The organism is Methylocystis sp. SC2, from assembly GCF_000304315.1.
Taxonomy (GTDB): Bacteria; Pseudomonadota; Alphaproteobacteria; order Rhizobiales; family Beijerinckiaceae; genus Methylocystis.
On record NC_018485.1, the window covers coordinates 81641 to 95570 of the forward strand.

Annotated in this window: 10 protein-coding genes and 1 tRNA gene; 6 read left to right on the plus strand and 5 right to left on the minus strand. The window is 63.3% G+C overall.

The annotated features are described in order from the left end of the window. Positions 1–120 precede the first annotated feature (120 nt). Positions 121–5592, plus strand: coding sequence for a GH36-type glycosyl hydrolase domain-containing protein (locus tag BN69_RS00435; protein WP_014889563.1), 5472 nt, complete (start codon positions 121–123; stop codon positions 5590–5592). A gap of 24 nt (positions 5593–5616) precedes the next feature. After that, positions 5617–6819 carry an acetate/propionate family kinase gene (locus BN69_RS00440; protein WP_014889564.1) on the plus strand — a complete coding sequence of 401 codons (1203 nt, stop codon included), beginning with the start codon at positions 5617–5619 and terminating at the stop codon, positions 6817–6819. A 40-nt stretch (positions 6820–6859) separates the two neighbouring features. On the opposite strand, the gene BN69_RS00445 is transcribed toward BN69_RS00440, so the two are convergent. Next, positions 6860–7201: a hypothetical protein gene (locus tag BN69_RS00445; RefSeq protein ID WP_041926726.1), complete on the minus strand. Its 342-nt coding sequence runs from the start codon at positions 7199–7201 to the stop codon at positions 6860–6862. Between the two features lie 497 nt (positions 7202–7698). Between BN69_RS00445 and BN69_RS00455 the strand changes: the two genes are divergently transcribed. The 4 genes from BN69_RS00455 to BN69_RS00475 all read left to right on the plus strand — a co-directional run bounded on the left by BN69_RS00455 (position 7699) and on the right by BN69_RS00475 (position 11262). Then, positions 7699–8568 (plus strand): outer membrane protein, encoded by an 870-nt coding sequence (locus BN69_RS00455; protein WP_244434997.1) that lies wholly within the window; start codon positions 7699–7701, stop codon positions 8566–8568. 38 nt (positions 8569–8606) lie between these two features. Continuing rightward, a complete protein-coding gene (gene fabG / locus BN69_RS00460; RefSeq protein ID WP_014889568.1) occupies positions 8607–9392 on the plus strand; it encodes a 3-oxoacyl-ACP reductase FabG in 786 nt (261 codons plus the stop codon). Between the two features lie 196 nt (positions 9393–9588). After that, entirely contained in the window at positions 9589–9900 is a 312-nt protein-coding gene (locus BN69_RS18970; protein WP_148276987.1) for a hypothetical protein, read from the plus strand. A gap of 570 nt (positions 9901–10470) precedes the next feature. Continuing rightward, positions 10471–11262 carry a hypothetical protein gene (locus tag BN69_RS00475; protein WP_014889572.1) on the plus strand — a complete coding sequence of 264 codons (792 nt, stop codon included), beginning with the start codon at positions 10471–10473 and terminating at the stop codon, positions 11260–11262. A 97-nt stretch (positions 11263–11359) separates the two neighbouring features. Here the strand turns inward: BN69_RS00475 and BN69_RS18975 are convergent, their stop codons facing one another. The 4 genes from BN69_RS18975 to greA all read right to left on the minus strand — a co-directional run bounded on the left by BN69_RS18975 (position 11360) and on the right by greA (position 13930). After that, the gene (locus BN69_RS18975) at positions 11360–11899 is read right to left on the minus strand and encodes a hypothetical protein (RefSeq protein WP_148276988.1); all 540 of its coding nucleotides are present in this window, start codon (positions 11897–11899) and stop codon (positions 11360–11362) included. A gap of 250 nt (positions 11900–12149) precedes the next feature. After that, positions 12150–12225 (minus strand) — tRNA-Thr (locus BN69_RS00480). Positions 12226–12344: 119 nt separating this feature from the next. Then, positions 12345–13391 (minus strand): mitochondrial fission ELM1 family protein, encoded by a 1047-nt coding sequence (locus tag BN69_RS00485; protein ID WP_244434998.1) that lies wholly within the window; start codon positions 13389–13391, stop codon positions 12345–12347. Between the two features lie 65 nt (positions 13392–13456). After that, on the minus strand, positions 13457–13930 hold the full coding sequence (gene greA, locus BN69_RS00490) for a transcription elongation factor GreA (RefSeq protein WP_014889574.1): 474 nt from the start codon (positions 13928–13930) through the stop codon (positions 13457–13459).

Genomic DNA, 13930 nt, shown 5'->3' on the forward strand with positions numbered 1-13930 from the left:
AACAAAGGCGGGAGTCGACTTTTTCTCCCGGCTCCGGCAAGGGATTCCATACGATCGCCGCTGATTCCGGCCATTAACGTTAAAAAACGCCGTATTCAACAAAAGGCGCGGAGGAAATCCATGGCCGTCAATCGCGGCGAATCGGACGTCAACACCGCATTGTTCGAGCGCATTATGATCGGCATGGGGCTTGCGGTCTTCGCGGCGCTGGAGGCGGCCGGCGGCGGCGAACACGCGATCGTGGCCGGGTTTTTCGCCGGGGCGACGATTTTCGTGCTCCGCCGCTCCTCCGAAAGCGCGCGCCAAGCGGCCGATTTCGCCGTGGATTTCCTCGCTGTCGCGACTTTTACGCTGCTGTGCGACCGCGCCGGCCTGTTGTGGCGATCGCCGGAAACCTTCGCCGAACTGTTCCGGTTCTCGCCGGTCGGCGCGGCGACCGCCACCATTCTCTATCTCGCCGGGGTCGTCACGCTGAGAGCGCGTTCGCGCATGGCGGTGCGCGCGGCGCTGTTCGTTTTGCCGTTGCAGTTCAGCCTGTTGATCGCTCTCGGCTCGCCGCCCGTCGCCCAGATCGGCGGCGCGCTGCTCCTCGGCCTCGACGTCCCGGAGGCCTTCAGAAAAATCGTCGGGCATACGCTGGTCCTGTTTCTGCTCAACGAATCGATCGTCGTCGGCGTCCCCCTCGCGCTCGGTCGTTTTTTGCCCCGACAATGGCGCCCGCATGGCATTCTGCTCGCCTCGGCCTTCGTCGCTTCGCTGACGCCCTATATCGCGACCTCGGTCTCATATTTCGTCGCGCCCTATTTGCCCTATCCGGTGACGGCGCTGGTCGCGACGGGAGCGGCGGCGCTCGCGCAAGCAGGATTATGGGGCCAAACCTATCTCGTGACCCAGGCGATGGCTGGCCTTTTGCGCGCGACGCCGTCCCTGCAGGTCGTGGTGTTCCATGATTGGCGGACCGGCGCCGAAAAGGGCGCCGTCTATGGCTTCGTGTTCATGGCGCTGCTGCTCGCGGTCGGGCGGGTCGTGTCTTTTGCGCCCGCCGTCGCCGTCATCTCGGCCTCCGGCCCGATCGGCGGCGCGCTGATCGGCGCCGCGCTTTTTCCGCTCGCGCGCGCGATCGTGGAGAGCACCGACTCGACCCCGCCCTTCTTTGCGCGCGTCGAAGAGCTCTATCTGCATCCGTCCAACTATTTTCGCGGCGCGGTGGCCGGCGCGGCCATCGGATTGGCCCTGAAGATTGGGCTGCCCGAGGCGAGCGGGAGCGGACGGTTTCTCTTCGGCGCGGTCGCGGGAGCGCTCGCTTATGCCGGCGTCGATGCGGCGTTTGATTTCGCGGCGCTGACGCAAGGGCGCCGGCAGCATCTGCGCAGTTGGCGCGTCTATTCGCTGGGCGCGCTTCTCGGCGCGCTCGTCGCCGGCGCCGTCGCTTGGTATCTCGACTCGGGACAGGTCGAGAACATCACGGCGAAATTCTTCGCTTACACGTCGCTCGACTATGGCGCGGACGGACGTCCCATCACCGAATATGTCATCCGACCGCTCTTCTCGAAGTGGGGCGCGACGGATCTCGGCAGGGTCGACGGCGGCGTGAGGCTGCTGTTCGACGAGTCGCTCTCTGGCGTCATCCAATGGGTGTTCGCCGCGCCGCTCTTTTCGATCAATCTTTTCTTCCTTACGGCGCTCGTGCAGCGCAGCCTGCAGCCGCTTCGCCAACTCGCGAGCTGGCAAGGCCTCGACATGCTCATCGAAAACGCCGTGCGCGTTTTGCGCTGGGGCCTCTGGATGGCGCCGGTGATCTATTCCTTCCTGAAGGCTTCGCCCGACCCCGCCTGGTACAATCAGGACGGGCTCATCCGCACCGGCGTCGCGAGCTGGATGAGCTACATCCTGCCGGACTCGGATTTTCGCGCCTGGAGCCTCGATATCTTCACCGCGCTTCTCGCCTATGACGCGCTGCGGGTGCTGATCTGGTTCGACCACATGGGCCTGCGGGTCGCGACGCTCGTCAATCTGTCCTTCGTGGGCGGCGACGTCGCCGATGAGAAAGCCGCGCGCTTCCTTGGAAAGGCGCAAACAAGCCGTGCGATCCCCGAAGGCATCCGTCGCTTCGGCACTTGGGCGCCGCTATTGTTGCCCTTCTATATTCCGCGCGGCGCCGAATGGGACAAGGCGTGGAGCGCCGCCGAGCAGATGTCGCAGACGCGGCCGCCGTCCTACGCCTATCTGGTCAGCGGATATCTGATCTACGCCGGCGTTGTCGCCTTCGGCCTTGTCCTCTTCCTTCTCGGACGGCTTGCGCGCGCGCAGAAAGTGACGATTGAAGGCATTACCGGCGCTGGCGGCGTGCCGGGCTCGCGGCCGTTGAAACTGACCAACGGGCTGATGATCAGCGAGTGGTTTCAAGACGGGCAGGGGGCCATGCGCATTGAAGGCGTGGCGCGCGGCGGCCCTCCGATCGACTTGACGCGACGCCCGGACGATCACGCCCATCCGCGCGGACGTTTCCTTTTTCTGCGCGAAGACGGCGGCGAGCTCTGGTCGATCGGCGAGGCGCCGACGCGCTGCAGAGCCACTCAGGCGTCGCTCACCGACGCCGGCGAGAACTGCCTGTTCTTCATGGCGGAGCGCAACGGATTCGCGATCGAAGCGCGAGTCTCGCTCGCCGCCGACGAAGCGGTCGAGATCACCCGACTGAAGATCGTCAATCTCGAACAGTGCCATCGTAAATTGATGCTGGCGTCGCTGCGTGAGTGGGTGCTGAACGAGACCGGCGTCGAGCTTCGCGACGCCGCGTATAACGCGATTCACATCGGCACCTGGTACGTCCGATCGCTGAATGCGATTTTCGCCCAGAACCGTTTGCTCAAGGGCGGGGCGCGGCGTCAATCCGATCGCCGGCTGTCGCCGGAGATCGGCTTTCACGCCATCGGCGCCGGCGCCGACGCGAAGATCTCCGTCGTCGGCTATGAGGATGTGAAGTCGCGCTTCTACGGAATGGGATCGACCTATGCGCCGGACAGCCTGCTTGGACTGGCGGCGCCCCGCGATCCGAAAGACGAAGGTCTGCTCTATGGCTTCGAGCCCTGCGCCAGTCTGCGCGTCGAGGTCGAACTCGCGGCCGCCGGCGCGACGGAATTGATCATCGTCGACGGCTGGGCGCGCGACATGGGGCGGGCGACGGATTCCATCGCGCGTCATCTCGGGATCGCCCCCGTCGCGCCGGAGACTCTGAACAGGGCGTTGTCGCGCCGCCGCGGGCTCATCCTGCCGCCCCCGCCCAAGAAGCCGCGCTACGCCTTTTCTCAAGACGGCCGGAGCGTCGCGCTTGCGCCCGGAACGCCGCGTCCTTTCGGCCACGTCATCGCCAACGCCTTCGGACAGGGCGCCGTGCTCACCAATGACGGCGAGATTTTTTCCTTCCACGGCAATTCGCGCCTGAACAGCTTCACCCCGTTTCGCATGGGCGAGGGCCGCATGGCGCCGGCCGGGCAAAGGATCTACGTCTATGATCTCGCCCGCACCGACGCGCATAGTCCGACCTTCGTTCCGCTGCGCCGTCGCGACGCGGAATATCAGGTGACGTTTTCGCCGGGCGTCGCCGTCTACCGTTCCGAGCGCGATCATCTTCAGCTCGAGATGACGGTATTCGTCAGCCCCACCCAGCCGATCGAATTCAAGATCCTGAAGATCCGCAACAAGACCGATCATGAGCGTCTGCTGCAGATCACGCCGTCAATGGAAATCGTGTTGGCGGAAACGCCGAACGAAAGTCTCGGCGTGCTGGAATCGGTCATCGACGAAAATGTGTATTCGATCTACTTCCGCAATCCTCGCAATAATTTCGTGCAGGGCTGGGCCTTTGTGACGACCTCGATCCCGGCGGAATTCGCCGAGACGTCTCGTCGCCGCTTCTTGGGGCATGAGAGCCGCGACCCCTACCTGCCTTATATGGTCGAGCACGGCCATCCGGACGCGGGCGCGCCCGCGCATGAACGGAAAGTCGCCGCGTTCAGCGGCGCGATCGACGTGCCGGCGGGAGAAGAAGCGGTCGTCGTCGTGGCGCTCGGACAAACGACGACGATCGAAGAAGCGAAGCGGCTCGCCGATTATGCGCGCGATCCCCAGCACGCTTACGCCGAACTCGCGGCGAATGCGCGCGCATGGGACGATCAACTGTCCGTGCTGCGCATCAAGACCAATCGTCCTGACTTCGACCGTCTCGTCAACGACTGGCTGCCCTACCAGTTGCTCGCCGCGCGCCTGTGGGGACGCACGGGTCCTTCGCAGCGTTCCGGCGCCACCGGCTATCGCGACCAGCTGCAGGACGTCATCCCGCTCATTCATCTCGCGCCGGAGCGCGCCCGCGCTCAAATTCTGCTGCACGCCGCGCATCAATACATCGAGGGCGACGCCTGCAAATGGTGGCATCGCGCGCCCAACGGCGGCACCGGCCTCGCTGACCGCACGCATGCGTCGGATCCGCATTTGTGGTTGCCGTATGTGACGATTCGCTATGTCCGCGGGAGTGGAGACTACGCGATCCTCGACGAGGTCGAGACCTTCCTCGAGGCGAGTCCCGTCCCCAAGGATCAGGAAGGCGAAGCCACCGTGCCGCTGACCTCGCGCGACAAGGACACGCTGCTCGGCCACTGCGCGCGCGCCATCGACTGGACGCTGGACCGCTTCGGCGCGCATGGCTTGCCGCTGATGGGAACGGGCGACTGGGACGACGGCATGAATCTCGTTGGCGAGGATGGCCGCGGCGAGAGCGTATGGCTCGGCTTCTTCCTGCACGGCATCCTTCTCGACATCGCGCCGCTGTTCGAGGCGAAAGGCGACGCCGACCGCGCCGAGCGCTATCGCGAGCGCGCCGCGAAGCTTCGGACCGCGCTCGAGAACTGCTGGCGCGGCGATCGCTACATCCGCGCCTATGCCGATGACGGCGAGGAAGTCGCGCCGATGAGCGCGATGACCTCCTCCTGGCCGACTCTGGCGCGCGCCGTCGACGCCGCGCGCGGTCGCGAGGCGATCGAGAAAGCCCTTGCCGTTCTCGGCCTGGGCGATCGGGTGCTGCTCGTCTCGCCGCCCTATGACGAACATTCGCGGCCCTATCCGGGACGCAGCGCCGAATATCCGCCGGGCGTGCGGGAGAACGGCGGCCAATATTCGCATGGCGTGTCCTGGTTCGTCGACGCGCTGGCCAAGCTCGCCGCGCAGGCGCAACAGGACGGCGATTCGCGCGCCGCCGACGAACTGTTCCGCAGGGCCTTCGAGACATGGATCGCGATCTCGCCGATCTCCAAGCTCGCGACGCCCGCCGCCGCCGACATCTACGGACTGCCGCCGCATCAGCAGCCGGCCGACGTCTATAATGGCGAGGGCTATGAAGGCCGTGGCGGGTGGAGCTGGTACACCGGCGCGGCGGCGCGCATGTTGTCGGCCGCATATGCGCTGCTTGGCCTTGAATTCGAGAACGGCGAGTTGCAGCCGCGCCCGGACGCCTTCCATCCCAAGGGCGACCTGCGGCTGGAGCGCGTCGTCTACCTGGGAAAGACGTTCGAAGCGGAGAAACGTCGCCGCGTTTGGTGATGCCGCCTGGAGGCGTGAGGGGACATGGCCGATCGCGTCGTCACGCTTAACGCGGGGTCGTCTTCAGTGAAGTTCGCCCTGTTTGCGGCGGACGCCGACTGGCCGCGGCTGATCGTTTCAGGCGCGGTCGAAGGGCTGGGCGCGAAGCCGCGCTTTCGCGCGGCCATTGTCGATGGAGAGAAAAGCGACAGGCCACTGGCCACCGGGCTCACTCACAGTCGGGCGATTGCAGCGATCTTCGAATGGATCGAAGACGCCTATCCGGCGGCGGCGGTCAGCGCGATCGGGCACCGAGTCGTGCATGGCGGGCTGCGCTTCGCCGCGCCGATTATCGTCGACGCGGAAGCGCTCGCGGACCTGCGCGAACTCATTCCGCTCGCGCCGCTGCACCAGCCGCATAACCTTGCCGGAATCGACGGCGCCAGGGAAGCCTTTCCGCATGTGCCGCAGGTCGCGTGTTTCGATACGGCTTTCCATCGCGGACACGCCTTTGTCGACGACGCCTATGCGCTTCCCTATTCCTACTACGAGCGTGGGTTGCGCCGGTTCGGCTTCCACGGGTTGTCGTATGAATATATTTCCCGGCGCCTGCGCACAATTGATCCCATTCATGCCGAAGGCGGCGTCATCGTCGCGCATCTCGGCAATGGCGCGTCGCTGTGCGCGATGAAAGGCGGGCGTTCGATCGCCACCAGCATGGGCTTCTCGGCGCTGGAAGGCCTGCCCATGGGCACGCGTTGCGGACAGATCGATCCCGGACTGTTGCTTTATCTGCTCCGGAGCGAGGGCATGACGCCCGAGGAGCTGTCGCATCTCCTTTATGAACGCTCGGGCCTGCTCGGCCTATCCGGCGTCTCGCATGACATGCGCACGCTCGAAGCGTCCGAAGAACCCCGCGCCCAAGCCGCGATCGCCTATTTCATTCATCGCATCAAAATGGAGATCGCGGCGCTCGCGGCGGCGATCGGCGGATTCGACGCGCTGGTGTTTACGGCCGGAATTGGAGAGCGTTCGCCGCGCGTGCGGGCCGGCGTGGTCGAGGGCCTCGGCTGGCTGGGGCTGACGCTCGATGCGGCGGCCAATGCGCGCAATGACCGCCTCATTTCAGCACCCCGGTCGCGCGTCCCGGTGTTCGTGACGCCGACCGACGAGGAAGCGATGATCGCGCGCCACACGATTGAAACGGCGGGATTGACGGTCTTGGCTGGGTCGCGCAGCCAGACGTGACGGCGGATTGACGGCGAGCCGCTAAGCCGCCGACGGTAGGCTAATCGTTCACTCGCGCCCGCTGCGCCGCCCGCAGGGCGTTGAGCAAAACAGCGCGGGAAGGCGGTTTGGACTGCGCCTGGGCGACGCAATTCTGATCGCCGCTGTCATTGTCCTGGCAACAGAATATGTCGCCGCCAGCGCATGCCACATAGTGCGGATGGCGAGCGCCGGCGCGACTCTCCTCTTCGCCTTGGATGAAGCACGCCATCGCGCCTTGATTGTTCACCCAATTGGAGTTGCAGTTCGAGCCGCTCGCGACTTTCGGCTTTGCGTTTGCGGGCAGCATCATCGCGGTGACGGCGACGGCGATTAGAAAGGCTCTTAGGGCGAAATGACTCATAGCGCTCTCCATCAAAAAATTTCGGCTGGCCCAAGGAGCCGGCCGGTCTTCAAACGATGCGAGGATAAACAAAAAACGCAGCGCTGCGCACCCGAAAATATCCGATCAGACATCGAAGTCTCAGCGCTGCTTATCGCTCCTTCCGCACTGGCGCGCCTGCGCGAGCGCCGATGTCGCGCCAGTTCCGGCTGCGCGCGGCTGATGCTGGCGCCGTCGTTGCGTGCAATTTCCAGAAGGACAAGGACTGCATCTCGATCTCTCCCGTGTTGGGATGCGGCGGCGCGCGAGAATGAATCTCAACGACGGAAGCGACGGCGGCAAGAACGAGCGCAATTGCTGTTGCAGAAATGGCACATCCGTCGCGAAACGGCGCAAACGCGCGGTCGATGCGAAAGGTTCGAATTGCGAAACGCCTCTCGCCTTGCTCATTTGCCGTCTTTCTGGAGTTCTTCACGGCGAGGACAATGATGGCCCATAAATTCTTGACAGGCGCTGTTATGGCGCTGGCGTTCGCAACGGGATCGGCGATCGCCGCGGATTTGCCCTCTCTCAAGGCGCCGCCCGCCTATCTTCCGCCCCCGCCGCCGGCGTGGACCGGTTTCCATGCCGGTTTGAATGCGGGCGGCGCATGGAACGCAAGCACTGGGACCAATTTCGCGTCGGCGCCCTTTCTGATCAATGGCGCCGACAATGTCCCATGGGCGGCGACTGCGGCGATCACGGGGACGGGCGGCGTCTCGACGAACGGCGCCGGATTCATCGGCGGCGGCCAGCTCGGCTATGATTTTCAATTCGGCGCGTTTCTCGCTGGACTAGAAACCGACATCCAGGGCGTCGCCGGCTCGAACGGCGCCGCCGCCGGAGTGACGCTCGCGCCGACGCCGGCGCCGGGGCTCAACCTGCTGACGAGCGTTGCAAGCAGCAAGTCGCTTGATTTTCTCGGCACGGCGCGCGGTCGGCTCGGCTATCTCGTAACGCCGACATTGCTTGCTTATGCGACCGGCGGACTCGCTTACGGCCAGGCGACGTCCACCACGAGTTTTTTCCAACACGTGCCGAATGATTTCTCCGGCTTTTTGTTGCTCGGCGCCAATCAGGCGAGATTTTCGCAGACGCGGGTCGGCTGGACGGCCGGCGGCGGACTGGAATGGATGTTTTGGCCGCAATGGAGCGCCAAGATCGAATATCTCTTTTACGATCTCGGCGCCGCCGCCTATCCCGTCGCGATCACCACCGATTGGCAGCTCACGAACCTGTTGTTCGCCAACGCTACTCAGGCGCGCACGCGCTTCGACGGTCATGTCGTCCGCGTCGGCCTGAACTACCACTTCAACTGGGGCGCCGCGCCCGTAGTCGCGAAATATTAATTCGCCCGAAGGGGACGCCAGAAGAGAGGTCCCGTCATATGCTCACCTCCATCGCCGGTCGGTCGGTCATCGTCACCGGCGGCAGCCGAGGCATCGGCCGTGGCGTCGCGCGGGTTTTTGCAGCCAAGGGCGCGCAGGTGCTGGTGGTTGGCCGCGACCTCGCGCAGGCCGAGGCGACGGCGGCGGCGATTCGCTCGGAAGGGGGACGCGCCAGCGGTTTCGCCGCCGATGTCGGCAGTCCCGGCGATGTCGAGCGGATGGCGGCCGCGGCGCTCGAGCGGCATGGCGGCGTCGACATTCTCTGCGCCAACGCCGGCGTCTTTCCGGCTGCGCGTCTGATGGAGATGACGCTGGAGCAATGGAACGAGGTGTTGTCCACCAACCTTGCCGGCGCCTTTCTGAGCGTGCGGGCCTGCGCGCCTGCGCTGGCGCGCAGCGGTCGGGGGCGGATCGTGCTCACCTCTTCGATCACCGGCCCGATCACCGGCTATCCCGGCTGGACGCATTACGCGGCGAGCAAGGCGGGACAGCTCGGCTTCATGCGCACGGCGGCGCTGGAGCTGACGCCGCTCGGGATCACCATCAACGCCGTCCTGCCGGGCAATGTGCGCACCGAAGGACTGGATGAACTCGGCGAAGACTATTTGGCGCAGATGACGGCCTCGATCCCGCAACGCCGCTTAGGGAGCGTCGAGGACATCGCCTACGCCGCGCTGTTTTTCGCCAGCGACGAAGCCGCCTATATCACCGGCCAGACGCTGGTGATCGACGGCGGGCAGGTGTTGCCTGAGTCGCTGGCGGCGCTGCAGGACATGGGGCGGTGAAGCGGTTGTGGCCGCAACGGGTCGCAGACTTGGTTGAGTTGATAAGTATGCTGACAGCGCGGACGAGGGGTCCGGGTCGTCGCAAAAGTAGGCCTGACCGTCGATGCATTGCGGGGCGGCTCTGCGCGTGACTTTATGCGCACTGGCCGCAGAGGCTCCGCAACGATCAATGGCCGCCAGCGCAAGCGCCTGTCCAATGACGGATGCCGCGCGCCGCTTCGACTGCGCTATTGGTCTGAAAGCAGTTGCCGACGTGGTGCATGGCGGCGCCTGCATCCGTCTCTGCGGGCGCCAGGGCGTAATAATCAGTGTAGCGGGCTTGCGCTCGCTCCGCCCGGCTTGCGGCCGCAGCCGGCGCAATCGAGGCGCTGAGAACGGCCACGATTGTAAAGGCCAGCGTCGCTGGCCGGAGGAGACCGCTTTTGTCCATTTCATTCCCCTGCATCAATGGAAGCCTGCCGCTTCCGTGCTCAATGTGAGCCTATCGAATAATCATGCTGCACAATAATTATTCACTAGCTTCGTCTGAGCTAAAGGGCCACGCGGCGAAAAAATGGTGGAGCCAGTGCTGGCGCGGCGGGTCATCCAGCGATGCAGGAAAGGAGAAAGCCTCGCAGCTACAGATAATTGACGAGGAGACGGCGCGTCGATGTTGGGAGCGTTTCGCCGCTCGTCCGCGCTCGCGCGATAAATGATCGATCTTCAAAGGCGCAAGCTCGTTCCGCCCAATTTCGCGGCGCTCGTCGACGCACGCATGCCCTCTTCCGCGCGGCAGGCGCCGCGGAGATCCACGTTGAGGCGGCAACAATATTCGCGAGAAGATGATCGAGGGGGCTTCGCTGGCAGCGCGGCGCTTGAGAGCGACATCGCCGCGCTCGAGCGGCATCTATCCAGTTCTGAGGCGCTCGCGACGTCACAGCTTTTCTATCAGCTGTCGGGACGCGTTCCGCAATAGTGCTGGTTTGCAGGACGAGTGGGTTCGGGCCAGGCTGCGGCGCCGATGCAGGGGCCGTATTTTTGATTGACGCTCCGACCTTCGCCAAGCAACACTCTTGAATATTGCGGCGGAGGCGTTGTCTTGAGGCTTTTAAATGCGCGCAAGTTGCGACTCGACGCGGTTTCGCGGCTTATCCTCTTCGCCCTTTTGTTTTCTGCCATACCTGTTGGAAGCGCCGCTGCGGCCGGAGCGGCGGAAAGCTACAGAGGCCATGATCCCGACTCCTACGAGTGCAGTGAGGACTTCAACATCCTGAACAGATTTTCCGCGCCCCGGCGCGCTTCGTTGCTGCGCACGACAAAATACGCGGACATTAAGTTCACCTTGGAAGGCAACGTCATCGCGGTTAAGGATCTGTCCAATTCAAAGGATTTTGTGTTTATAACCGTAGACGAAAACACGAAATATTGTGCCTATAAAGAAGTAGAATTGTATGATCGTGCAAAAGAATTTAATCCGAAATATTATCACGCTGTGGAATGTGCAATCAAGTATTTCGTCTTTCGTATGAAGATTGTACTAAACCAGGAATTACTCGTAAGACCATTTTCTTTGCCTCGCCCGCCGGATTACAGCTGGGACGAAGAAAAAATGGAGCATTTTGACAGGATGGATCATTTTATCGAGATAGATGTATACCGCGCAGTGGATAGCAAAAAAAAGCATTCGTCGGCGCGCTGCAATGAGACCGGTGAGAGCCCGCAAGGCATGTTCTTTATCATCAGCACTCTCGGCTTGATGACAAGCAATAAATCGACCGTCAATATAATTCAAGAATTGCCTGAAAAACTTCGAAATGGTGAACACTATTCTGGTGCTAGGCGCCTGGGTGTCGTCACGACGACGCGTCCAGAATCTTCCGGGCCAAAGTAGAAGGTAATCACTCCAGCGTCCCGCGGCTAAAGCTTGATTTAGGCAAAATGCTCGTGCGCCGCGCCTTGCTTCGCTCGACGATCGTGAGCCAATGTAGTCATGAACGGCTTTTCCGGAGCCTAATGACCCGCGGCGCAATGAGGACCAGCAGTGTTCCGATACCGAGCCAAAATAGAAATCCAAGCATGAATGATAATGCTTCGACGATACATTCGTCCGCGAATACATCGCAAATAAGTCGTTTGGACTCTCTCGTTAGCTCGGCTATCCGTTTTGGTGGGAGTTCGCGTTGCAGACGATCCCTCAACGCAGATGCATTTGCCGACAATTCATCACATTCTTTGCAAAGATGGCTGGCGTCTGCTGCTGCGGCCAAGGCAAGGATATAGGCTCTGCCGGGATCCGCGGTAAACTTTTCGTAGTGTGATCCAAAGGCTAGAATGCAGGAGTTTCCCCAAGATATTTCTGCATAACTGTTGCTAAAGGTTGCGCTGCGTTCGGCCGCACAGGCGTCAATCATTGCTTGCTTCACCGCATCAGGCCAAGTTTTTTCTAGTGGAGCTCCAACGGCAACTAAGGATAAATTGGCAAAAAATACGATGCCTACCCTTACAAGCCACAGAGTAGAACTGACCATAAAATTCACCCTTGCGTCATTTATGAACTGAAGAGACTAGATTTTTCTGCTGGATAACGTCGGGCTAACCTCTACGAGGGAACGATTTAAAGAGCTGTTTCGACCATGCAACTCAGCCCAATGCCATTGGCCCTGCCGCTTCTCACAAGTCGCCGCGCCTGTAAGCAGCCTCGAACGCGCTTTGGATCGAATGGGGCAAGGCTAAGACCTGGGGTTTATTCGGAATAAATTTTATTTTCAATAAATCTGCTGGTGCCGCTTGAGGGATTCGAACCCCCGACCCCCTCATTACGAATGAGGTGCTCTACCAGCTGAGCTAAAGCGGCGATTGGCGGACGCCCAAAGGCGCGCGGCGGGTCACTCTTATCGGCGCGCGGCGGGTTTTTCAAGCAGCCTCGCTGCCTGCCAGCGCCGAGGCGCTCAGAAAAGAGGAGGGCGCTCAGAATTAACGACGCGGCCCGGCAAAGGCCGAATAGGCCTGCGCGACGGCGCTTGCGATGTCGGGCGTCGCATTGACCGGCGCGCGGCCCCATTCCGCGAGCGCGCCGCTCCAGAGGCGGATCGCGCCGGCGTCGCGCAAAGCGCCGAGATAGGCGTCGATCTTGCCCCGGCGGCCGGGCGGCGGAACGACATAGACCGGCGCGACGGTCGCGATCGCCTCTCCCACCATATTGACGCTGTCGCCCGTGACGATGATCGCGTCGGCGTTCGCCAGCATCGAGAGATAGGGGTTCTCTCCCTCTCCGTCCCAGAAGAAGCCGCTCGGGGCGACGAGCGCGCCCCGAAGCCTCTCGCGCAGGGCTGTCGGCGTGCGTCGCGACGCGGTGGCCATCACGCCGCGCCCGCTCGCCAGCAGCGAAGCGGCGATGTGCGCCAGTTCGGCGATGTGCGCCGCGCCATAGGCGCCATGCCGGCTGTCGCCGCCGACGATCAGCGCAATGCGCGGGCGGGGCAGGGCCGCGATTCGGGGATCGGGCGCCGCGCGCGCTGCGGCGAGCCGCTCCGGCGTGATCCGGTTGGCCGGCGTGAGCGGCGAGAAGACATTGGCGGCGCGCAGACCATCATGGCGCGGCGCGACGATGAGATCGGCGGCGCGAGGGCCGCTCGCCGGCCTGTTCAGATAGACCGTGAAGGTCCGCCCGCCGGAGTCGCGCTTCAGGCGCCTGAGCGCCGGGATCGTTCGCCGTCCGGCGGCGATGGCGATATCGGGGTAGGGCGGGGCGTAGGCGCGCGCGTCGCCGGGATCTGGGGCCGCGAAGGGCGCGAGCGCTGCGTAAATCGCGCGCGGCGCGATGCGGCGAACGTCTGGCGTAACGCCCAGCGCTTCGGCGACGCCGAGCGTCTGCGCCTCATGCCCGGCGCGTCCGTCGGAGAGAATGCGGAGCGTCGTTCGCGGCGGAAGGTTCGGGACGCTCGAAGGGCCCCCTCCCTGTCCCTCCCCCGCTAAAGCGGGAGAGGGGACCCCAATCACGAAGGTTGCGGTATGTCGCATCGTCCCGAATCTGACTCCCTCTCCCGCGAAGCGGGGGAGGGTTGGGGAGGGGGCGACGCCGTCCCTCACCCAAAGGCGACCTTCAGGATCTCGTAGCTCTTGCCGCCGCCCGGCGTCGTCACTTCCACGGTGTCGCCGACCGTCTTGCCGATCAGGGCGCGCGCGATGGGGCTCGTGATCGAGACCCGGCCGCTCTTCACATCGGCCTCGGACTCGCCGACGATCTGATAGGCCTTCTCCTCTTCGGTGTCCTCGTCGATGATCGTGACCGTCGCGCCGAATTTGATCGTCGATCCAGTGAGCTTCGATACGTCGATGACTTCGGCGCGCGACAGCTTGTCCTCGAGTTCGGCGATGCGGCCTTCATTGAGCGACTGCGCCTCTTTCGCCGCGTGATATTCGGCGTTCTCCGAAAGATCCCCATGCGCGCGCGCTTCAGCGATCTGCTGAATGATGCGCGGACGGTTCTCCTGCTGTCTGCGGCGCAATTCTTCGGTGAGCGCGGCGTAGCCGCCGGCTGTCATAGGCACCTTCTCCAT